This is a genomic window from Corynebacterium atrinae (assembly GCF_030408455.1).
Taxonomy (GTDB): domain Bacteria; phylum Actinomycetota; class Actinomycetes; order Mycobacteriales; family Mycobacteriaceae; genus Corynebacterium; species Corynebacterium atrinae.
In genome coordinates, this window is record NZ_CP046977.1 from 908,816 (window position 1) to 931,150 (window position 22,335).

The 22,335-nt window shown below is 62.2% G+C and carries 21 protein-coding genes; 16 read left to right on the plus strand and 5 right to left on the minus strand.

Annotated features, from left to right (window positions below; all coding sequences use genetic code 11):
* Window positions 1-50 precede the first annotated feature (50 nt).
* The 14 genes from CATRI_RS04615 (at window position 51) to CATRI_RS04680 (ending at window position 16,112) form a co-directional block, all read left to right on the plus strand.
* A complete protein-coding gene (locus tag CATRI_RS04615) occupies window positions 51-932 on the plus strand; it encodes a 2-dehydropantoate 2-reductase (protein ID WP_290220179.1) in 882 nt (293 codons plus the stop codon).
* Between the two features lie 9 nt (window positions 933-941).
* The gene (locus CATRI_RS04620) at window positions 942-1,280 is read left to right on the plus strand and encodes a DUF2218 domain-containing protein (RefSeq protein ID WP_290220180.1); all 339 of its coding nucleotides are present in this window, start codon (window positions 942-944) and stop codon (window positions 1,278-1,280) included.
* Window positions 1,281-1,416: 136 nt separating this feature from the next.
* Window positions 1,417-2,007 (plus strand): ECF transporter S component, encoded by a 591-nt coding sequence (locus tag CATRI_RS04625; protein WP_290220181.1) that lies wholly within the window; start codon window positions 1,417-1,419, stop codon window positions 2,005-2,007.
* Window positions 2,004-3,335, plus strand: a complete 1,332-nt coding sequence (locus CATRI_RS04630) for an ABC transporter ATP-binding protein (protein ID WP_290220962.1) — start codon at window positions 2,004-2,006, stop codon at window positions 3,333-3,335. Before CATRI_RS04625 ends, CATRI_RS04630 begins: the two co-directional genes overlap by 4 nt.
* Window positions 3,332-4,096, plus strand: a complete 765-nt coding sequence (locus CATRI_RS04635) for an energy-coupling factor transporter transmembrane component T family protein (RefSeq protein WP_290220182.1) — start codon at window positions 3,332-3,334, stop codon at window positions 4,094-4,096. Before CATRI_RS04630 ends, CATRI_RS04635 begins: the two co-directional genes overlap by 4 nt.
* Complete coding sequence (locus CATRI_RS04640; RefSeq protein ID WP_290220183.1) at window positions 4,096-4,608, plus strand: nucleoside/nucleotide kinase family protein; 513 nt, start codon at window positions 4,096-4,098, stop codon at window positions 4,606-4,608. Before CATRI_RS04635 ends, CATRI_RS04640 begins: the two co-directional genes overlap by 1 nt.
* Window positions 4,609-4,759: 151 nt before the next feature.
* A complete protein-coding gene (locus CATRI_RS04645) occupies window positions 4,760-6,346 on the plus strand; it encodes a peptide ABC transporter substrate-binding protein (protein WP_290220184.1) in 1,587 nt (528 codons plus the stop codon).
* 137 nt (window positions 6,347-6,483) lie between these two features.
* On the plus strand, window positions 6,484-7,410 hold the full coding sequence (locus CATRI_RS04650; protein WP_290220185.1) for an ABC transporter permease: 927 nt from the start codon (window positions 6,484-6,486) through the stop codon (window positions 7,408-7,410).
* Window positions 7,403-8,410: an ABC transporter permease gene (locus CATRI_RS04655; RefSeq protein WP_290220186.1), complete on the plus strand. Its 1,008-nt coding sequence runs from the start codon at window positions 7,403-7,405 to the stop codon at window positions 8,408-8,410. Before CATRI_RS04650 ends, CATRI_RS04655 begins: the two co-directional genes overlap by 8 nt.
* Window positions 8,407-10,113, plus strand: coding sequence for an ABC transporter ATP-binding protein (locus CATRI_RS04660; protein ID WP_290220187.1), 1,707 nt, complete (start codon window positions 8,407-8,409; stop codon window positions 10,111-10,113). The genes CATRI_RS04655 and CATRI_RS04660 overlap by 4 nt, the downstream gene beginning before the upstream one ends.
* Before the next feature lie 320 nt (window positions 10,114-10,433).
* Window positions 10,434-11,420 carry an ABC transporter permease gene (locus CATRI_RS04665; RefSeq protein ID WP_290220188.1) on the plus strand — a complete coding sequence of 329 codons (987 nt, stop codon included), beginning with the start codon at window positions 10,434-10,436 and terminating at the stop codon, window positions 11,418-11,420.
* Window positions 11,421-11,422: 2 nt separating this feature from the next.
* Window positions 11,423-12,463, plus strand: a complete 1,041-nt coding sequence (locus tag CATRI_RS04670; protein WP_290220189.1) for an ABC transporter permease — start codon at window positions 11,423-11,425, stop codon at window positions 12,461-12,463.
* Entirely contained in the window at window positions 12,460-14,367 is a 1,908-nt protein-coding gene (locus tag CATRI_RS04675; protein ID WP_435384184.1) for a dipeptide ABC transporter ATP-binding protein, read from the plus strand. Before CATRI_RS04670 ends, CATRI_RS04675 begins: the two co-directional genes overlap by 4 nt.
* Before the next feature lie 38 nt (window positions 14,368-14,405).
* Window positions 14,406-16,112, plus strand: coding sequence for an ABC transporter family substrate-binding protein (locus CATRI_RS04680; protein ID WP_290220191.1), 1,707 nt, complete (start codon window positions 14,406-14,408; stop codon window positions 16,110-16,112).
* A 9-nt stretch (window positions 16,113-16,121) separates the two neighbouring features.
* Here the strand turns inward: CATRI_RS04680 and arsC are convergent, their stop codons facing one another.
* From arsC to CATRI_RS04700, 4 genes are all read right to left on the minus strand, one after another.
* A complete protein-coding gene (arsC, locus tag CATRI_RS04685) occupies window positions 16,122-16,463 on the minus strand; it encodes an arsenate reductase (glutaredoxin) (RefSeq protein ID WP_290220192.1) in 342 nt (113 codons plus the stop codon).
* Between the two features lie 3 nt (window positions 16,464-16,466).
* A complete protein-coding gene (locus tag CATRI_RS04690) occupies window positions 16,467-16,646 on the minus strand; it encodes a hypothetical protein (RefSeq protein WP_290220193.1) in 180 nt (59 codons plus the stop codon).
* A gap of 68 nt (window positions 16,647-16,714) precedes the next feature.
* Window positions 16,715-17,254 (minus strand): ribonuclease FAU-1 family protein, encoded by a 540-nt coding sequence (locus tag CATRI_RS04695; RefSeq protein ID WP_290220194.1) that lies wholly within the window; start codon window positions 17,252-17,254, stop codon window positions 16,715-16,717.
* Window positions 17,255-17,259: 5 nt separating this feature from the next.
* Window positions 17,260-17,964 carry an Rv1157c family protein gene (locus tag CATRI_RS04700; RefSeq protein ID WP_290220195.1) on the minus strand — a complete coding sequence of 235 codons (705 nt, stop codon included), beginning with the start codon at window positions 17,962-17,964 and terminating at the stop codon, window positions 17,260-17,262.
* 315 nt (window positions 17,965-18,279) lie between these two features.
* On the opposite strand from CATRI_RS04700, the gene typA reads away from it, so the two are divergent.
* Entirely contained in the window at window positions 18,280-20,190 is a 1,911-nt protein-coding gene (typA, locus tag CATRI_RS04705) for a translational GTPase TypA (RefSeq protein WP_290220196.1), read from the plus strand.
* Window positions 20,191-20,452: 262 nt separating this feature from the next.
* Here typA and CATRI_RS04710 read toward each other — a convergent pair whose 3' ends face one another.
* Window positions 20,453-20,845, minus strand: coding sequence for an excalibur calcium-binding domain-containing protein (locus tag CATRI_RS04710; protein WP_290220197.1), 393 nt, complete (start codon window positions 20,843-20,845; stop codon window positions 20,453-20,455).
* A gap of 305 nt (window positions 20,846-21,150) precedes the next feature.
* On the opposite strand from CATRI_RS04710, the gene CATRI_RS04715 reads away from it, so the two are divergent.
* Window positions 21,151-22,329 carry an MFS transporter gene (locus tag CATRI_RS04715; RefSeq protein ID WP_290220199.1) on the plus strand — a complete coding sequence of 393 codons (1,179 nt, stop codon included), beginning with the start codon at window positions 21,151-21,153 and terminating at the stop codon, window positions 22,327-22,329.
* Window positions 22,330-22,335 lie beyond the last annotated feature (6 nt).

Genomic DNA, 22,335 nt, shown 5'->3' on the forward strand with positions numbered 1-22,335 from the left:
GGAACCTTTCGTCAATACAAGGGAACAAAGAAATCCTACAATGGGGTGCCATGAGAATCGCGATCCTGGGAGCAGGAGCAATCGGTGGCTGGTTCGGCGGTCGGCTTGTTGAAGCCGGGCATGAGGTCGTGTTCGTCGCCCGGGGCGAGACCTTGGAGGTGCTGCAGGGCCGGGGTCTGGTGCTTAACGACGCCGCGCCCATCCCGGTCCGTGCCGTCGGCACGCTGGCGGAGGTGCCCGACGACACCGACGTCGTGCTGATGGCGGTGAAGGTCACCGCAGAGACCGACCTGGCGGCTCTGCTCGAGGGCCTGCCACCCACCGCGGTGGTGGCGCTAACGCAAAACTCCGTCGAGGTGCCTTCCCTCGTCGCCGACGTGGTGGGCAAGGAGCGGACGTGGCCGGGTGTCGTCCGCGCCTACTTCCACCACATTGGCCCCGGCCAGGTCGAATACCACGGCGGGCCGATGACGTACTCTTTCAGCCCGTGGGATGGCTCGGCGGACGAGCAGAGTGAGCCCTTCGCCGCGGCCCTGCGAGAAGCTGGCGTCGAGGCCAGCGTCATCGACGACATCTTCAGCGATGTGTGGCTCAAGGCGATGCTCGTGACCAGCACCGGCGCGCTAGGAGCCCTGACCGACCAGCCGATGGCCGAGCTGCGCGGCCGTTACCGCTCCTCCCTGGAAGCCCTCATGCGGGAGACTTATGAGACGGCGCTGGCCAACGGCGTCGACATGCCCGCCACGGCCATCGAGGACACCCTCGCCTTCGCCGATCGGATGCCCGCGGAAGCCACCAGCTCGATGCAGCGCGACCTGCGGGACGGGCGCCCGAACGAGCTTGATGCCCAGGTCGGCGCCATCTGCCGAATGGGTCGTGCGCAGGGGGTGGACACCCGCCTGCATAATTTGTTGCTGGAGGTGCTGGGGTAGCGTGGCCCTATGACTGCTTCCGCGACTGCTCGGATTCGTAGTGCCAGGCCAGGGCGCTGCGCCAAAGCTCTCGCTGCCCACTTCGCCCATTCCGCTCGCACCGAGTGGGATGGGGATTCTGGACGCGGCTCCCTAGTCTTCCCTGCGGGCAATGTCGGAGAGGTCGACATGATCGCTGGCGATGGGGTCCTATTACTGCATATAGAGTCCTCACCTGAGCACCGGGATCAACTGGAGGCCATCGTCGGCACCGGTGTTATCGATGTTGGGGGAGACGAGGACCTCGTGGTGGAGTGGAAGCACCCAGGTGGCGGCGACGGCTCCCGGTGGGTGGCTGGCCAGGCTTAAGCCGGTCCGGGTAAGGTAGCTCCCGCACGATTGTAGAAACCAACACGGGTACCCGGTTCGAATCCGGGCTGAGATGCCTTTTAAGGCGAACCGTCGAACCTGATCCGGCTAGTACCGGCGCTAGGGAGAAAATACTGTGAGTACTTCACGCGCGCGCACCTCATGGCGCGTCATCGACATCATTATTGCTTCCGTTCTCGGTGTGGCCTGCGGCCTCATTTTCTGGGTGTGGAACTCCATCGGCTACGCCTGGTTCACCGCCATGGATGCGCTCACGCCCGGCTTCGGCGGCATTGCCGTGGGTGTGTGGCTGCTCGGCGGCGTCATCGGTGGTCTGGTCATCCGCAAGCCGGGTGCCGCGTTGTTCGTCGAAGTCGTGGCGGCGACGGTGTCTGCGCTTCTGGGTAATCAGTGGGGCATCGAGACGATGTACGCCGGAGTGGCTCAAGGCCTCGGCGCGGAGTTGATCTTCGCGGCCTTCCGTTACCGCCGTTTCACTCTTCCCGTCGCCATGCTGGCCGGCGCTGCCGCTGGCGTGGGAGCCTTCCTCCTAGAGCTGTTCACCAGCGCGAACCTGGCGAAGTCTCTGGCGTTCAACTCCATCTACCTCACCTGCCTCATCATCTCCGGGGCTATCCTCGCGGGCTTCCTCGGCCACTGGCTGGTCAAGGCTCTTGCCTCGACTGGCGCGCTTGATCGTTTCGCGGCTGGGCGGAAACAGGTCTGATGCCTGCCTCCGGGTCCGTGGTCGTCGAGGCTCGCGATCTCGGCTGGCGGCACGCCTCACGCCGGGAGGCAGCGCTGGAGGGGGTGAGTCTGCGCGTCGAGCGCGGGGAGAAGATCCTCCTCACTGGCAACTCCGGTGCCGGAAAGTCCACGCTTTTGGCCGCCCTGGCCGGCATTCTCGGCGACGAGGAAGATGGCGAATCGATGGGCTCGCTGTCCATCAACGGCACGGTGGGCATGGTGCTGCAGGACCCGGATTCGCAAGTGATCGCCTCGCGGATCGGTGATGACGTTGCCTTTGGCTGCGAAAACCTCCGCGTGCCCCGGGAGGAGATCTGGCCGCGCGTTCGCCGCGCCCTCGACCTCGTGGGCCTGAATTTCCCGCTGGATCACCCTACCCGCTACCTCTCGGGCGGGCAGAAGCAGCGCCTCGCCTTGGCCGGTGTCATCGCGATGGAGGCCGAGCTGATCCTCCTCGATGAGCCGACTGCGAACCTCGACCCGGACGGCCAGCGGGAAGTGGTAGAAGCGGTGGAAAAGGTCGTTGCGGAGACGGGTGCCAGCCTCATCGTGGTCGAGCACCGCCCGCAGTTGTGGGCGCACGCCGTTGATCGCTTCCTCCATCTAGATGCCGAAGGGCTGCACGAGATCACGTCCTCCCAGCTGCCGACCCTTCCGATCCTCCCTGCCGCCCCGCCGGTCCCCGCAAATACCCCCGCGTTGGTCGAAGCCTGTGAGCTGCAACCCTATTGGGGTCCGCCCCGAAACTTGGAGCTGCCGGAAGGATGCTCGACCGTCATCACCGGTCCCAATGGGTCGGGGAAGTCCACCCTGGCGCTGACGCTGGCCGGCCTGGTTGCTCCGGTGGGGGGAGAACTCCGCTACGCCAAAGCGCTGCGTCAGGGGTTGATCGCCCCGCCGCACAAGTGGTCCTCCCGGGACTTGGCGCAGCGGGTGGGCTACGTCTTCCAAGACCCCGAGCACCAGTTTGTTGCGCGCACGGTGGGCGAGGAGATGGCCGTATCGGGTGGAGCGCAGGATCGCATCGACGACCTCCTCCACCGCCTGTGGCTCAAGCACTTAGAGCACGCCAACCCGTTTACCCTCTCGGGAGGGGAGAAGCGGCGGCTGTCGGTGGCCACGGCGCTGGTGAACACGCCCCGCTTCCTCCTCCTCGATGAGCCCACCTTCGGCCAGGACCCCACCACCTTCGTCGAACTAGTTGGCCTCGTTCGCGAGCTCACGGAACAAGGAGTGACGGTCGCCTCCATCACCCACGATGAACTATTCTTCCATGCCCTCGGCGATCACGAGGTGCGGATTAGATGAACGTGCTCAAGGACATCAATCCGGTGACGCGCGTCATCGGGCTCATGGTGCTGACCACCCCGTTGCTGTTGTCGGTGGACGTCGTCTCCGCGGCCGTGGCCCTAGCCTTCACGGTTCTCGCGGCTCCCTTGTGTGGGGTGAGTTGGCCCCGCCTCCTCCGCCGCGGGTGGCCGATCTTCCTAGCCGCTCCGCTCGCCGCGGTGCCCATGGCTTTGTACGGGCGTCCGGAGGGGGAGACCCACTTCCAATTCCTCCTCATTCACGTCACCGACAACTCCCTGTCGCTGGCGATTGCTATTTTCGTGCGTGTCCTCGCTATCGGCCTGCCCGTCATCGTACTGTCGGCCGACGTTGATCCCACCGACTTCGGTGATGGTCTCGCCCAGGTGCTGCGCTTGCCCGAACGTTTTGTGTTGGGTGCGGTTGCCGCTGCCCGCCTGGCGTCCCTGTTCCGCGAAGACCTCACGTCGATGCGTCGAGCGCGCCGGGCCCGCGGAATCGCCGACCAAGGCCGCGTTCGCTATTTGCTCACCCTTGCCTTCGGCTTGCTAGTCCTTTCGTTGCGGCGGGGCTCGAAGCTTGCGACGGCCATGGAGGCCCGCGGGTTTGGCCGGGTCGCCGAACATGGACGCACGTGGGCCCGCGAGTCCCGCCTGCACGCCCGCGACTGGGCGGTCATGGCGGTGTGCCTGCTCGTCTCGGCCTCTGCGATTGGCATTGCCGTGGCCACCGGATACTTCCGCTTCCTGGGCGTGGCCTGATGCTCACCGTGCTTATCGACGGTCCCTCTGGGTCCGGCAAGTCCACCTTCGCCGAGGCCCTCGGGCGTCACTGGGGCCTGCCGGTGGTCCACCTGGATAGCTTCTATCCCGGGTGGTCGGGTTTGGTGGCAGCCGCCGCCATGGTGGTGGACGACGTCTTGCATCCTTCCCACCCCGGCTACCGCCGGTGGGATTGGGTGGACAACCGCCCCGCAGGGTGGGTGGACCTTGACCCGGGCGCCTCGGTGATCGTGGAAGGGGTGGGGGCGGTGACGGGGGCGTCGATAAGCAGGGCGGAGGAGCGCGGAGACGTTTTGACGGTGCGTGTCTGCGCCCCTGCTGCCCTGCGTCGTAGGCGCGCCCTGGAGCGCGATCCGGGCTTCGAACCGTGGTGGGAAATGTGGGCCGCGCAGGAGCGCGAACACTTCGCCGGACCGGGCCACGTGCCCGTTCATCTCCGGATCGACATGAGTGGGGGTAATTGGGGGTATCGAGGGTTGTCGGGCACGTAAACGTCAGATGTCTGATTTGTGCTGGTCGCATGGCGGTCTTAGGAGAAGCTGCGGAGCGACAGTGACATTCCTGGGTGGGTGCCGTTCTTAATGAGGTCCGTCACAGTTTATGCTGGGGGGACATCATCAAACCTACCTGGAGGTCCACAGTATGACTCTCAGTAAGAAGGCGCTCAGCGTTCTGGCGGCCAGCACCCTGGCCATGGGCTTGGTTGCCTGCTCGAGCGACTCCGGTTCCGGCTCCACCGGTGGTGACAACTACGTTGTTGCTAATGGCACTGAGCCGCAGAACCCGCTCATCCCCTCGAACACCAACGAGGTCGGTGGCGGCCGCATCGTCGACCTCATCTATTCCGGCCTCGTCTACTACGACGCCGAGGGTGAAATCCACAACGAGGTGGCTGAGTCCATCGAGCCCGAGGGCGACAAGACCTTCCGCGTCACCCTCAAGGATGGCTGGACCTTCGCGGACGGCACTGAGATCACCGCCCACCACTTCGTGGACTCCTGGAACTACGCGGTGGCCAACTCTCACCTCTCCGAGTACTTCTTCGAGCCGATCCTGGGCTACGCCGAAGGCGCTCAGTCCATGGAGGGTCTGAAGGTCATCGATGACAAGACCTTTACCATCGAGCTCAACCAGCCTGAGGCCGACTTCCCGCAGCGCCTGGGATACTCCGCCTTCTATCCGCTGCCGGACGAGGCACGTGAGGACGAGGCAGCCTTCGGTGAGAGCCCGAACGGCAACGGCCCGTACAAGCTGGCAAGCTGGAACCACAACCAGGATGCGACCCTCGTCCCGAATGAGGCTTACACCGGCGAGCGTAAGCCAAAGAACGACGGCATCAAGTTCGACTTCTACGCCCAGCAGGATGCCGCCTACAACGACCTCCTCGCCGGGAACCTCGACGTTCTGGACGCTGTCCCGGACACCGCTTTCTCCACCTTCGAGTCCGAGCTCGGTGACCGTGCTGTGAACCAGCCTTCCGCTGTTTTCCAGTCCTTCACCATCCCGGAGCGCCTCGAGCACTGGAGTGGTGAAGAGGGCAAGCTTCGCCGCGAGGCCATCTCCCACGCCATCAACCGCGAAGAGATCACCGCCACCATCTTCCAGGGCACCCGGACCCCGGCCTCCGACTTCACCTCCCCAGTTCTGCCGAACTACAACGGCGACATCACGGGCAATGACGTCCTCGACTACGACCCGGAGAAGGCCAAGGACCTGTGGGCCCAGGCTGACGCCATTTCCCCCTTCACCGGCGAGTTCACCCTCTCCTACAACGCTGATGGTGGGCACCAGGCCTGGGTTGACGCCACTGTCAACTCCATCCGCAACACCCTCGGCATCGAAGCAATCGGCAACCCGTACCCGGACTTCAAGTCCCTGCGCGATGACGTGACCAGCCGTAAGATCCAGGGTGCCTTCCGTACCGGTTGGCAGGCCGACTACCCGTCCCTGGGTAACTTCCTCGGCCCGCTGTATGGCACCGGTGCCGGCTCCAACGACGGCGACTACTCCAACCCGGCTTTCGACGCCAAGCTGGCTGAGGCTGCTGGCGCCGACTCCCCGGAGGCAGCCGCCACGATCTACAACGAGTCTCAGGAGATCCTCTTCCAGGACCTGCCCGTGATCCCGCTGTGGTACTCCAACGTCACTGGTGGTTCCAGCCAGAACGTCGACAACGTCGTCTTCTCCTGGAAGTCTGTCCCGGTGTACTACGACATCACCAAGAAGTAGTTCGCGAAATCACTGTCGGAACAATCTGATCTGTGAATGCTGTAGTTGTGGCCCTTACCCCGCGTGAAAGCTTGACTCACGCGGGGTTCGGTCGTTGCATTAAAACGGCATACTCCAGATCTAGTTAAGGAATAGTTATGTTGCGCTACATCGGGCGACGACTGCTCCAGATGATCCCCGTGTTCTTCGGAGCCACGCTACTCATCTATGCACTCGTCTTCCTCATGCCAGGCGACCCGGTCGAAGCCCTCGGCGGCGACCGCGGATTGACCGAGGCGGCTCGCGCCCGCATCGAGGCGGAGTACAACCTGGATAAACCCTTCATCATCCAGTACCTGCTCTACATCAAGGGCATTTTCACCCTGGACTTCGGAACCACCTTCTCCGGACAGCCAGTGTCAAGCGTCATGGCGAACGCCTTCCCTGTCACCATCAAATTGGCAGCAATGGCCATCGTCTTCGAGGCAGTCTTCGGCATTATCTTCGGTGTCATCGCTGGTGTCCGCCGCGGCGGAATCTTCGACTCCACCGTGTTGGTCATGTCGCTCATCGTCATCGCTGTTCCTTCCTTCGTCATCGGCTTCGTCTTGCAGTTCGTCGTTGGCGTGAAGTGGGGGATACTCCCCGTCACCGTGGGCTCAAGAGAAACGTTTACCTCCTTGCTCATGCCAGCCCTCGTGCTCGGAGCCGTCTCCTTCGCCTACGTGCTGCGGCTCACCCGACAATCGGTCTCGGAAAACCTGCGCGCCGACTACGTCCGCACCGCCCGGGCCAAGGGCCTGTCTAACGGCAAGGTCATGAGCCGCCATGTGCTGCGGAACTCGCTCATCCCAGTGGCGACCTTTCTCGGTGCTGACCTTGGTTCGCTCATGGGTGGCGCCATCGTCACCGAAGGTATCTTCGCCATCAACGGTGTCGGCGGCACGATCTACCAGGCCATCATTAAAGGTGAGCCCACGACGGTCGTATCGTTTACAACCGTGCTAGTCATCGTGTACATCATTGCCAACCTCATCGTTGACTTGATCTACGCCGTTCTCGACCCGAGGATCCGATATGCCTGACATCAACCGCAACGTATCCAACCCGGCCGGTGAAGATGACATCCTGGCGGGCAACGCTCTTCGTCCCCGCATGGGCCAAGACCACTTCATCGCCGAAACGGACGAGACCGGCCTGGGCGCCGTCGATGCTGTCTCCGATGAATCGGCTCCGGTGTCCCAGTGGCGCCAAGCGTGGCGCAACCTTAGCGTCCGACCCCTGTTCTGGGTGTCGTCCGCCCTCATCCTCATCGCCGTGCTGTTGGCACTGTTCCCGCAGCTGTTCACCTCCACGGACCCGCGCATGTGTGTGCTGGCCAACTCGCTTGACCAACCGCGTGCCGGCCACCCCTTTGGTTTTGACCGCCAGGGCTGTGACATCTTCGCTCGCACCATCTACGGCGCCCGCGCCTCCGTTACGGTGGGTATCCTCACCACCGCGCTCGTCGTGCTCATCGGCACCTTGATCGGTTCCCTGGCCGGCTACTTCGGTGGCATCCTGGACTCGATCCTCTCCCGGGTGACGGACGTCTTCTTCGCCGTGCCGCTGGTGCTGGCAGCCATCGTCGTCATGCAGGTGTTCAAGGATTACCGCACGATTATCACCGTCGTACTCGTCCTTGGTCTCTTCGGCTGGACCAACATTGCCCGCATTACCCGTGGTGCGGTTCTGAGCGTGAAAAACGAGGAGTACGTCACTGCGGCGCGTGCCGTCGGTGCTTCTAAATGGAAGATCCTCACCAGCCACATCCTGCCGAACGCGGCAGCCCCGATCATCGTGTACGCCACGGTAGCCCTGGGTACCTTCATCGTCGCCGAGGCGACCCTGTCCTTCCTAGGAATCGGACTTCCGCCCAGCATCGTCAGCTGGGGTGGCGATATTTCCGCCGCCCAGGCCAGCCTCCGCACCCAACCGATGGTGCTGTTCTACCCGGCCATGGCGCTGGCACTGACGGTGCTCAGCTTCATCATGATGGGCGACGTCGTCCGCGACGCGCTTGACCCGAAGGCGAGGAAGCGATGACAACTGATACGAATCAGACTCCGCTGCTGGAAATGAAGGACGTCAAGATCGCATTCAAGTCCTCCACCGGTGTGGTCGAAGCCGTCCGCGGCATCAACCTCACCATCTATCCGGGGCAGTCGGTCGCCATCGTTGGCGAGTCCGGCTCCGGTAAATCCACCGCGGCGATGTCCATCCTGGGACTGCTGCCCGGCACCGGCCAGGTGACCGATGGCCAGATCCTGTTCAAAGGCCAGGACATCACCAAACTTTCTGAAAAGGAAATGCAAACCCTCCGCGGCTCCGAGATCGGCCTGGTTCCCCAGGATCCGATGTCGAACCTCAATCCCGTGTGGCGCATCGGTACCCAGATCGGGGAGTCTCTCAAGGCCAACGACGTGGTCAAGAACTCGGAGGTCAACGCCCGGGTCGCGGAGCTCCTCGGCGAAGCTGGTCTTCCTGATGCCGAGCGGCGCGCCAAGCAGTATCCCCATGAGTTTTCGGGCGGTATGCGCCAACGTGCCCTCATTGCCATGGGCCTCGCGGCGCGTCCATCCCTCCTCATCGCGGATGAACCGACCTCCGCCCTCGACGTGACGGTGCAAAAGCGCATTCTCGATCACTTGGCTGGACTCACCCGTGACCTCGGTGCCGCAGTGCTGTTCATTACCCACGACCTCGGCCTGGCCGCCGAGCGAGCCGAGCACCTCGTGGTCATGCACCGTGGCCGCATTGTGGAATCCGGCCCGTCCTTGCAGATCCTGCGCGATCCGCAACACCCCTACACCAAGCGCCTGGTCAAGGCCGCGCCTTCGTTGGCATCCTCCCGTATTCAGTCCGCCTTGGCGGCAGGTGTGGAGTCCAACGAGCTCATGGCCACAGGTGGCGAAGGGGTGTCCGAGGAAGAGGTCATCCGCGTCGAGAACCTGACCAAGGAATTCGACGTCCGCGGTTCCCGAGGGGCGAAGAAGACCCTGCGCGCCGTTGACAACGTCAGCTTCACTTTGCGTAAAGGCACCACCCTGGCGCTGGTGGGTGAATCTGGTTCGGGTAAATCCACCGTGGCCAATATGGTGCTCAACCTCCTCGATCCGACCGAGGGCAAGGTCTACTACCAGGGCACCGACCTAAGCACCCTGAACAACCGCGAGCTGTTCAACATGCGCCGCAAGATGCAGGTGGTCTTTCAGAACCCCTATGGTTCCCTGGATCCAATGTTCTCCATCTACAAGTGCATCGAAGAGCCCCTGGCCCTGCACAAGGTGGGAAACCGCAAGGAGCGCGAGACCCGCGTGGCGGAGCTGCTGGACATGGTGGCCATGCCGCGTTCAACCATGCGACGTTTCCCGAATGAGCTCTCCGGTGGCCAGCGCCAGCGCATCGCCATCGCGCGCGCCCTCGCGTTGTCCCCGGATGTGCTCGTCCTTGATGAGGCAGTTTCCGCGCTCGACGTGCTGGTCCAGAACCAGATCATCCAACTGCTGGGTAACCTGCAGTCGGAGCTGCACCTGTCGTACCTCTTCATTACCCATGACCTCGCAGTGGTCCGCCAGACCGCTGACGATGTCGTGGTGATGAAGCAAGGCGCCGTCGTGGAGCAGGGAACCGCCGACGAAGTATTTGCCAATCCGCGCGAGGACTACACCAAGGACCTCATCAATTCTGTCCCCGGTCTGAACATCGAGCTGGGCACGGGAGCGAACCTAGGGCTCGCCGAGCAGTAGGGGAGCAGAAGCCAAAAGTTAATTCGCCACCCCATCTCTGGGAGCCGCCTGCAATCGATGCTGGAAGCCGCGGAGGAGGGGTGGCTTTTTATGCACGGGTTCGCCTGGCTATGGCCTCGGCGTTCGGGCAGCTAGGTTAGGTTTTTACTGATTCAAACCTTGATAGAAAGCTCGAAAAAGCTGAGCCGACGGGCGCCGGAGCCGAATATTTGGCGGTTTTCCAGCGAATCAGTCTCATAATGAGTAGATTTGTAACCTAAGACACATTATCCATGGTGTTCTGATTATTCGTATCCCGACAAACTTGGGGTTTGATGCCGATGCTGAAATATCTTCTTAGGAAGACCCTGACGTGGTTGATCGTCATTTTCCTCGCCACCAACGTCGCTTACCTGCTGGCAGCCACCTTCCTCGACCCTCGTTCCAATTATGCAGGTCGTCGGCCGCCGCTGTCTTCCGAACAGATTGACAGAATCCTCACTCCCTTGAATCTCAACCCTCAAACGCCGCTATTGGAGCGGTGGTGGACCTGGTTGAGCGGGATCCTTTTCCACTGGAATTGGGGAACATCCCCACTAGGTGACCCAGTCAATGCCCAGATTTCCTACCGAATTTGGGTCTCGGCCCAGCTGTTGCTCATGGCAACGCTGTTGGCGGTTGTCATCGGCGTGGGCCTCGGTGTCTACACCGCCTCACGGCAGTACAAAGCGTCCGATCGGCTGTGGCAGGGTGTTTCCATCGTCACGATGAATACCCACGTCGTTGTCGCATCGCTCTTGGTTGTCGCGTTGGCACTGAAGATCAACGAATGGACCGGAACCCGCGTCTTCTATGTCACTGGTGCTCCAAGTTCAGGGGGAGGGGAAGGATTCCTTCCCCGACTGATTAACACCTTCCAGCACCTAGCACTGCCCACCATCTCGCTGCTCATCATTTCTTATGCCAGTTATCACCTGATGCAGCGGACCCTGTTGTTGGATAACCTGTCGGCTGATTACGTCAGGACTGCCCGCGCTAAGGGGCTCACGAGGCAGAAAGCGATCCGTAAGCATGCGCTGCGGACGTCGATCATCCCCGTCGCTACCTCGGTTGCTTTCTCCGTGCCGGGTATCTTCACGGGTGCCGTGATGACTGAGCGCATTTTCGCGTGGAACGGCATGGGCCAGTACTTCATTGAGACGATTTCCAAAAATGATGTCAACGGTGTCGTCGCCGTGGCGGCCTTCGGTGCCCTCATGGTGGCCGTGTCGGCAATTCTGGCTGACCTCGTGGTGGTCGCCTTGGATCCCCGAGTGAGGGTGAGCTGAAAATGAGCAAAGACAACAACAAGCGCCGCCACGATCTCTCGATGGACACCGCTCGCGAGAATCTGGGCGTTCGGCCAGTGGCTCCCGTCGCGGACCTCACCCCGGCGTCGGAGTTCGGTTCGCAAGCGACGGGTGGACACGACCCTGAGACCCTCCTGGCCATCGAGGCTGCCCCGGAGCGGGCGGTTGGTACGAACAAACTCCGTCTCTACGTCCGCCGCTTCTTCCGCAACAAGCTGGCGGTGGTGGGCCTCATCATCTTCGCGGGCCTCGTGCTGGCCTCCATTTTCGGCGGGTATTTGTCCCAATGGTCCTACGACGAGCCAGACTTTATGAACTTGTCCACGCCGCCGTCGTCCGAGCATTGGTTTGGCACCACGGACGGTGGCAATGACCTATTTGCCCAGACGGTTCATGGCCTTGGTCGTTCGCTGACCATTGCCGTATTGGTATCCCTGGCCACGTTGGTGCTCTCGGCGGTCATTGGTGCCGGCGCCGCGTTGTATGGCGGCTTCATGGAAAAGGCAGTCTTGGCCGTTATCCACTTCCTGCTCGCAATCCCGACCTTTCTCCTCATCGCGTTGCTCGTCGCGGACTCGGCGGGCGATTGGAAGATCCTTGTCGTGGTGTTCATCCTCTTTGGCTGGATGTACCCCGCCCGTGTGATTTGGTCATTGGCCTTGAGCGTGCGGGAGAACGACTACGTGCGAGCCGCCCGCTTCATGGGCGTGTCTCGGGCACGAACGGTCGTGCGGCACATCATCCCCAACATTGGCTCGCTACTCATCATTCAGTTCATGCTGTCGATCGTCTCCACTGTGATGGCAGAGACCGGCCTCTCCTTCCTCGGTCTGGGTGTGAAGCTGCCGGATGTGTCGCTGGGCACGCTCCTCTCGGTGGGCTCAGGTGCCCTCCAATCCGCACCGTGGCAGTTCTATTTCCCGGCGGCGACCCTGACATTGCTCACGGTGTCCATGGCGTTCATCGCTGACGGCCTACGCGACGCACTCGATCCCAATTCAAAGTCCGGAGGCAAGGCATGAGTGTGGCTACTCCCATCCTGTCCGTGCGTGACCTGCGGGTCACCTTCCCTTCAGAGGCCGGCAAGGTTCAAGCCGTCCGGGGCGTTGACTTCGATATCCACGAAGGTCGCACTCTCGGCATCGTTGGTGAGTCCGGCTCCGGCAAGTCCGTCACCTCTCTGGCCGTCATGGGCCTGTTGCCCCAGTATGCGAACGTCTCCGGGTCGGTGCTTTTCGACGACCGCGAACTCCTCGGCCTGTCCGATCCCCAGATGTCAAAAATCCGTGGGTCCGGCATCGGCATGATCTTTCAGGATCCGCTGTCGGCGCTAACACCGGTGTTTTCCATTGGTGATCAGATCGTGGAGGCATTGCAAGCCCACAACCGCATTTCGAAAAACCAAGCGATGAAGCGGGCCGTCGAGTTGCTCGACCTGGTGGGTATCCCGGACCCGCAAAAGCGGGTCAAGAATTTCCCCCATGAATTCTCCGGCGGTATGCGCCAGCGCGTCGTCATCGCCATCGCGATCGCCAACAACCCGCGCCTGCTCATTGCGGACGAACCGACCACTGCGCTCGACGTCACCATTCAGGCCCAGATTCTCGACGTACTGAAGCTGGCTCAGCGGGAGACGGGCGCGGCAATGATCCTCATTACCCATGACATGGGCGTGGTGGCCGAAACCGCCGACGACGTGATGGTGATGTACGCGGGTCGTCCCATCGAGAAGGCGGATGTGTTTTCCACCTTCGCCCAGCCGAAGATGCCTTACACGATCGGCCTATTGGGGTCCACGCCTCGAGTCGACCAGCGCTCTGATGATCCGCTCACCCCGATCGAGGGGTCACCGCCAATTTTGGTCAACATCGAGGATCGCTGCCAGTTCGCCACACGGTGCCCGATTGTGGTCGATGCCTGCCTCAGTGCTGAACCGCCGCTCGTACCTGTCGACGACGACCCGGACCACCTCACGGCCTGCCTGCGTTCCCCGGAGATTCATGATGCTCAGCTCAACGGTGAGGCTCTCTATCCGGTGCCGGTCCTATCCGAGGACGTGCTGGAGGGTGTCCCACGAGATCAGCGCAAGGTCACCCTCCAGGTCGACAACCTGAAGAAGGAGTTCCCCCTCATTAAGGGCACGGTGATCAAGCGACGCGTGGGCACCGTCCACGCTGTCAAAGGCGTCAGCTTTGACCTCCGGGAGGGGGAGTGCTTGGCCATCGTCGGCGAGTCCGGCTCCGGCAAGACGACCGCCCTGTTGGAAGTTATGGGTCTTGAACCCGAGGAGGGGACCTCAATTGTCCTCAACGGTAAGGATGCCGCGGCGATGTCTCGCGGGCAGCGCAGACAAGCACGCCGCGACATCCAAATGGTCTTCCAGGACCCCATGAGCTCGCTCAATCCGCGCATGACCATCCGCGAAATCCTGGAAGAGCCCCTTGCCTCCCTCGGGTTCGAGGGGGACAACAAGGCCCGCGTTGCGGAGCTCATGCGGCTTGTTGGCCTTGACGCCAGCCAGATCGACCGGTTTCCGGGGCAGTTTTCCGGGGGTCAGCGCCAACGCATCGGTTTGGCTCGAGCGCTGGCGACTCGGCCGTCGGTCATCGCTCTCGACGAGCCGGTGTCGGCGCTGGATGTGTCCATCCAGGCTGGCGTGATCAACCTGTTGGAAGACCTCAAGCGCAAGCTGGGGCTTTCCTACCTCTTCGTTGCCCACGATCTTTCGGTGGTCCGACACCTCTCGGATCGGGTCGCCGTGATGTACAAGGGCGAGTTTGTCGAGGAGGGACCGGTGGACAGCATTTTCGATAATCCCCAACACGACTACACCCAGAAGCTGCTGTCGGCGATTCCGATCCCGGATCCCGTCGCCACGAGAACCCGGGACCGCCCAGGTTCAGGCTCCGAAGCACGACCCGAATAGACCATTACGTCCCCAATACTGAAAGGAAGTGAAAGCTCATGCGATCACGTTTCCGTACTCTCACTATCGCCACCCTCTCCGTTAGCGCGCTCACCCTGGCTGCCTGTGGTTCTGGCGGCGGCTCTTCAGACTCGACTAGCGGAGGCTCGGCTGGTTCAGGAGCGATTGACGCCCACAGCGTCAGCGCCTCGGGCGACTACAACATCCAGGAGCGTGACGCACTCCAAGACGGCGGCACCCTCATCCTGCCCCTGACCGAGCTCAGCCAGCAGCAGAACACCTGGCAGGCGGACGGCAACCTCTACACCAAAAACGTGTGGAAGTGGTACAACCCGCAGGTCTCACTGTTCGACGGCGACGGCACCTGGCACGCCAACCCGGACTACCTCACGGACGTTAAGGATGAGGTAGTCGATGGCAATACCGTCATTACTTACACCATCCACCCGGACGCTACCTTCAACGATGGCACCCCGATTGATTGGACCACCTTCGAGCACACCTGGAAGTTCTCCAACGGCGAGAACAAAGAGCTCAATGTTTCCTCCACCGACGGTTATGAGCTGATCAAGTCCGTCACCCGCGGGGAGAACGACAAGCAAGCTGTGGTCACCTACGACGGTTCTTACGCCTGGTGGCAGGGCCTATTCGGCTTCCTGCTGCACAACGCCGTCAACACCCCTGAGCTCTACAACACCGGCTACCTCGGCCAGGTGCGCCCGGAATGGGGAGCGGGCCCCTACAAGGTGGAAAACGTCAACTTCAACACAGGCGAGATCAGCTTTGTCCAAAACGAAAAGTGGTGGGGAGACACCGGCAAGCTGGACAAAGTTACCTACCGTCAGATGGAAGATCAGGCCAGCCTCAACGCCCTCCGCGCAGGTGAAATCGACGCCTCTGCAGTGGCTTCCAAGGATCGATTGGCTACCGCGAAGGAAATGGGCGACAAGCTCGATATCCGTACCGCTTTGCTGCCAGCCAACTACCTCATGACTGTCAACAGCAAGTCGCCGATGCTGGAAGACATCAAGGTACGCGAGGCCATCATGACGGCCGTTGATCGCGAGCAGCTCGCCGCCATCCGATTCAATGGCCTCGACTACACCGAGGATCTCCCGGGCTCCTTCGCGCTGTTCCAGACCCAGGAGGGCTATGAGAACAATTTCGGTGAGGTCCTCAGCTTTGACGCCGATCGGGCTAAGACCCTGTTGGAGGAGGCCGGCTGGACCGAGGGGGCCAACGGCATCCGCGAGAAGGATGGCCAGCCCCTTACCCTGCGCTACGTCATCACCGGTGAAAGCCCGATGGTCCAAGCCACGGCTGGCGCGATCCAGGCGATGCTCAAGAACGTGGGCGTCGACGTTCAGATCCAGGAACGCCCCTCTTCCGAGTTCTCCCAGGTGACCAGCCAGCGAGACTTCGACATCTTCCTCATGGGCTTCCGCTCCGGTGACCCCTTCGGCGTCGCCTACTTCGGTCAGGTGTACCTGTCCGACTCGGAGCTGAACCTGTCCGGCACCGGCACCCCGGAGCTGGATACCAAGATCCGCGAACTGCAGCGTATCTCCGATCCCGATGAGCAGATCGCGCGCGCCAATGTGCTCGAGCAGGAGGCCATGGGCACCTTCGGCATCATGCCTTACGCCAACGGACCGGAGATCATTGCCGTGAAGCCGGGGCTGGCCAACTACGGAGCATTCTCCTTCGCCGAGATCCCCGTGGAGGACATCGGCTGGGAGAAGTAGCGCCCGGCGCTAGATGATCTCGTCGAGGATCTCAGTGGGGCGTGCGATCCGCACGCCCTTTTCCGTCACCACGATCGGCCGCTCAATCAAACGAGGGTGGACCACCATGGCGGCTAGGAGATCCTCGGCGGGAGTATCTTTGCTGAGGCCGAGCTTGCGGTATTCCGCCTCCCGCACGCGGATGGCGTCGTGCGGGCTGAGCCCGGCGGCGTCGAGAAGCTCTTTGAGCTTTTCGACGCTCGGCGGTGCTTCCAGGTAAGCGACCACCTCCGGCTCGATCCCACGCTCCCGCAGATAGGCGAGAGCCTGCCTGGACTTGGAACAGCGGGGATTATGGAAAATAGTCGCCATAACTTAGTAGTTAGCCGGCGGATCGCTAGCGGGGAAGGACTCTTGGCCCCATTCCTCGGGCAGTTCATCGCGCAATTCCTCGGATGACTTGCCTATTTTCTCCGGGTGATTGTGCGTGAAGGGCTTGTCCTCTGGGAATTCCCAGAGCAGCTTCTTTTCTTCGCCATTGTGTTGGTCGGACATGACAGCTCCTTTCGTGGGGGATATCTACCCTTAAATCTACCCCGCGAACGTGGTCAGCGTCACAACCCTTAGTTGTCTGCAGGTGCCAAACTGACCGACTCGGCCCACGTCAACTCGATTCCCAGGGTGCGCAGCCATTCCATGGCGTCGTCCTGGTGGCGAGTAATGCCCTCCACGGCGGTCAATGTGGTGTCGATAGCGCGCTCGGCGTCCTCCGCCGTGATGAGGCCAGCCGAGGTGGCGGCGGCCAACTCATCGATGTCCTGGACGTCGATCGGCTCACCGGTGACGGAAATGAGGTCGACGTAAAGGTCACGGGTCGACCACACCTCGCCGTCCACGTCGATATCGGCGACATCAAAGTAGAAATCCTGGCGCTCGTTGATACCCTCGCGGAAATGGAAAATGTTGGCGCGCAAGCCCAGGTTAGGCAGCAGCCACGATTCGAGGTAGCCAAACTTGGGGTGGTTAGCACCGCGAGCCATATACAGGCCGAAATCGGTGACGTGAAAGGTGTCCACTGCGCGCTGGTAACCCTTCGGGTCAATGTTGACTCGATCGGAGGTGTTGAATGTCTCCTGCTTTACGGGATGAAGATCAGCAGTCACGTCTATTACCTCGCATCGATAATCGCGGCAGTGGGGATGAAGTGGCACGAGTTGGTTTCAGTGCGCACGTTTCCAGAAACGACGGCGACGACCGTGCCGTGCCCCGTGTTGGCGGTGCCGGAGACTGTCGCCGGTCCTTCTGGATTGATGCCGTTGTTGTCCAGGGAGGTGATGCCGTGGCGCAGGTTAGTGAGATTGAACCAATGTACGAACAGCTCGCCCTGATTGGCGGCGGCGGGGGAGGTGCCAAGAGCGGTGAAAAGGAAAGCAGTCTGGCCATCGGCAGCACCGGGGGCTGGAATCGTGGTCGGCCCGGGAACTGCGATGGCTGAGCCGACCGCGTCCAAGCCACCTTCGATGCACTTTCCCGACACCGTCGGCCAGATGAACTGGGTGAACCCGGGTCCATCGACGGGGAGCGGGACGCCGCCCTCAGACCCATTGCCGTTGCCCGCATAGAAAGCTAGGGCAGACAAAACGGCGTCAGAGATCTCCTTGGGCAACCAGGGGTGGTTAGCGAAATCGCGCACCTGCTGAGTGACCTGCGGCGTGGGTCGGCCGAGCTCGTCCAGCGGACTCTGCGGTAGAGAAGACGCCGAGGCGGCCGACGGCGCCAGCAGGCCGGTGAGGGCGATTGCTGAAGCCGCGGCCACGGCGACAAACGCCGAGCGGGTGCCGACACGCTTTGCCGGACGGATTGGTGATCCCACAGAGGACCTTTCCGAATTCACATCTTTAACAGTAGTTTCATTGCACAACAATATTCACTTGTATCCCACAGTCAAGCCATTTTGCTTAACTATTTAGTTCTGTCGCACTTCGAGACCATTTCGTTACACTTGCGCGTTCCTCGACTCTAAAGATTCGCGCGCCTCACGGCAAAGCCCTGGATGTGAACGAGACGGGTTGGTCACACTCCCAGCTCTCCGATAGTGCAGGTCTGGCCAATCGCGAGTAGTCTTATGGGCTGTTCACCATCGCGGCCTCGATTGGCCCGATCAACATCCGCTAGGAGCAGCCCACTCGTGTCCCACCCTGAGTTCCGTAACGTCGCCATCGTCGCGCACGTTGACCACGGCAAGACCACCCTCGTTAACGCCATGCTGGAGCAGTCCGGCGTTTTCGGCGATCACGGCGAAGTCACCGACCGCGTCATGGACTCCGGAGATCTGGAACGCGAAAAGGGCATCACCATCCTGGCCAAGAACACGGCTATCCGCCGTCAAGGCCAGGGCAAGGACGGCAATGACCTGATCATTAACGTCATCGACACCCCGGGCCACGCCGACTTCGGTGGCGAGGTGGAGCGCGCACTGTCCATGGTCGACGGCGTCGTCCTGCTCGTTGACGCTTCCGAAGGCCCGCTCCCGCAGACCCGCTTTGTTTTGGGCAAGGCGCTGGCCGCCAAGATGCCCGTCATCATCCTCGTGAATAAGACTGACCGACCCGATGCGCGCATCGAAGAGGTTGTCAGCGATTCTCAGGACCTCCTGCTCGAACTCGCCGCCAACCTCGAAGATCCGGAGGCCGCCCAGGCTGCCGAGTCCCTGCTGGACCTGCCGGTCCTCTATGCCTCCGGCCGTGAGGGCAAGGCCTCCACCGAAAACCCCGGCGATGGCAATGTCCCCGACGCCGAGAACCTCCAGGCCCTGTTCGACGTCATCTACGAAGTCCTCCCGGAGCCCTCCGCAGAGCTCGACGCTCCGCTGCAGGCCCACGTCACCAACCTGGACTCCTCCTCCTTCCTAGGTCGTATCGGCCTCGTGCGTATCCACGCCGGCAAGCTGCACAAGGGCCAGCAGGTCTCTTGGATTCACTACGATGACGAGGGCAACGAGCACTTCAAGACCGTCAAGATCGCCGAGCTGCTCCGCACCGTCGGTGTGTCCCGACAGCCCACCGACGAGGTTATCGCCGGTGACATCGCCGCTATTTCCGGCATCGACGAGATCATGATCGGTGATACTCTCGCCGATCCCGAGAACCCGGTTGCTCTCCCGCGTATCACCGTCGACGAGCCGGCCATCTCCATGACTATCGGTGTCAACACCTCCCCGCTGGCCGGCCGCGGTGGCGGCGACAAGCTCACCGCCCGTGTCCTCAAGTCCCGCCTGGACAACGAGCTCATCGGTAACGTCTCCCTGCGCGTGCTGCCGACCGAGCGCCCCGATACCTGGGAGGTGCAGGGCCGCGGTGAGATGGCTTTGTCCATCCTGGTGGAGACGATGCGCCGCGAGGGCTTCGAGCTGACCGTGGGCAAGCCGCAGGTGGTTACCCAGGTCATCGACGGCACCGTCCACGAGCCCTACGAGCACATGGTTATCGACGTCCCCGGGGAGCACCAGGGTGCGGTCACCCAGCTCATGGCAGCCCGCAAGGGCCAGATGACCGGTATGGACACCGGCGCTGGCGAGTGGGTCCGCATGGAGTTCGACGTTCCCGCCCGTGGCCTCATCGGTTTCCGTACCACCTTCATGACCGAGACCCGCGGCACCGGCATCGCCAACAGCTACGCCATCGAGATGCGCCCCTGGGCCGGCGAGATCAAGGGCCGCAACTCCGGCTCCCTCGTTGCCGACCGTTCGGGCCAGATCACCACTTATGCCCTCCAGAACCTGGCAGATCGCGGCTCCTTCTTCGTCGAGCCCGGCACTGAGGCCTACGAAGGCATGGTCGTCGGCGCGAACAACCGCGAAGAGGACATGGACGTCAACATCACCAAGGAGAAGAAGCTCACCAACATGCGTGCAGCTTCCGCCGACACCACCGTCACGCTGGCGAAGGCACACACCCTGTCCTTGGATGAGGCCATGGAGTTCTGCGGCCAAGACGAGTGCGTCGAGGTCACCCCGGACATCCTGCGGGTGCGCAAGCTCAACCTCAACGCCACGGAGCGTGCCCGTGCTCGCTCCCGTGAGAAGCAGCTGAATAAGTAGTAGCGCTCGACCAACAGCCGCGCCGGTGTCTTGATTTCGTCTCGACACCGGCGCGGCTCTGTCGTGGCTCTGTCGTGATGTAGAGAACCAATGATCCCCTTCACCGGGTGCTTCATCGACACCGCGCCGGCATGGTTCTTCGACATTTTTCGATCGAGGGCTCCCGGGAAAACTCTCCTTTTGAGCGTCACGGATCGGCTACGTGTGTGGCTTAACCCGCAGGGCTACTCAGGTAGAACAGCCTGAGTGGCCCAGAGAGCAGCTACTCGCACCCGACGCCATCGCCGTCCCGGTCGAGGTGCTTGCCGTATCCGGGGCTGCCCGCGTACACCGGGGCGGCACCGGCAGCGCGTGCTGCGGAGCAGTTCTTGTAGTAGGCGGCAGCGGGAGCCACGGCTCGGGCAGGTTCGGGGATGGAGGCGAAGCCTTGCGGGACGGTGTTCACCTCTGCTTCCACGGGAGCGACAACAGGCTCCGGTTCGGGTGCAGGTTCCGGTTCGGGCTCCACCACCACGGATTTGGTGACCGTGACCTTCTGCGTTGACACCTTTACGGAGGTGACCGTCTCTGTGACTGGCGTGGGCTCTCCGCCACCGCAGGCCGTGAGGACGAACATGGCGGACAAAGCGAAGGGGAGCGTGAGCAGGCGGCGCATTGATTTCCTTTGGTGAGATTTCGGGCGACCTGGAAATTCTCCCACCTTTCACAGGAGTTTCGCAGCAAGTTGCCAAAGAATTGTTACCCCCAGAAGCCCCCGGCTCACGCCGCCGTGATTTCTCCCACCTTCCCACGGCGGCTGGGCTTCCTGAATGTCCCACATTTTGTCCGGCGACGACGTTCTCTTTAGCAGGTTGGCAAGGCATTGAACGGGAAAGGGGTTGAAACCTTTCCCAGTTTGTGAAGGCTCCGCTGATCTGCGCGGTGTGAGAGAAAAGGGGGCGCTGTGGAAGCATGGGCCGCATGAGCCAACGACTTAGGCGAGTTTCCGGCGTGGGAATTATGTTTGCCACCAACGGAGCTGTTTTCGCTTCCGTTTTGCCGTGGTACCCGACGATTAAGACTCAGTGGGGGCTCAGCGATCTCGCTTTCGGCCTCCTCGTCGCTGCCGTCGCCGTCGGTTCCCTCGGTTCCACCGTGTTGCCATCGTGGGCTGTGAATCGGTTCGGGCCGCGCAAGGTTGTCTTCTACGGCACCGCCATTTTGGCGTTGTTGGTAGCGGCGATCGGCTGGATCCCCTCCGCCTGGCCCCTGGCGTTGGTCTTTGCCTGCTTTGGTCTCATGGACGCGGTGGTGGATGTCTCGCAGAACGTCGCAGGCGTGCGCGTTCAGGATCGGCTGGGTAAGTCCATCATTTCCTCCCTTCATGCCTTTTGGTCCTTGGGCGCGGTGGCAGGTGGTGCGGCGGGCACCGCCGCAGCCGTGGCGGGCTTGGACATTCGGGTCCACCTGGGGATTGTCGCGGTCGTCGTGACGCTGTTTGCACTGTTGGCTACGTGGCTCACCGGCCCTGTGCCGGCCCCGACGATGGACGACAGCTACGAGGGGGACGGCGGCGTCGATAAGCGAGTGTGGGCATCGCTCATGGTGGTGCTGCCGATTGCCCTGGTGGCGCTGTCGGGCACGATGATGGAGGACTTGGCCAACAACTGGTCCGGGCTGGCGTCCGTGGAGCTGGCGGGCGGCTCGCTCGAGGCCGCCGGGTTGGCCTTCACAGTCATGTTGGCTGCGCAGTGCATCGGACGTTTCACCGGAGATCTGCTGATTAATCGCTACGGGACCGTCGCCATCGCCCGCAACGGCGGCGTGCTCATCGGTATCGGCGGCGTCTTGGTTGTCCTCGCCACCGGCCCCGAGCTGCTGTTCCTGGGTCTGGCGTTCGCGGGCTTCGGCTGCGCCACCCTCGTGCCCAGCGCCTTTGCCGCGGCCGCCCGCATCCCGGGGCTATCCCAAGGTGCCGGCGTCACCGCCGTGGGTTGGCTCATGCGCCTGGGCTTTTTGGGTACGAGCCCGCTCATCGGTGCCATCTCGACTGGGCTGAGCCTGCGGTGGGCATTCGGCCTGCTCATCGTCATTGGAGTGCTGGTTGCCTTCCTCGCCCCGGCGCTGCGAACTGGGTCCACGCCTGTCGCCAAGGCATAATTGGCA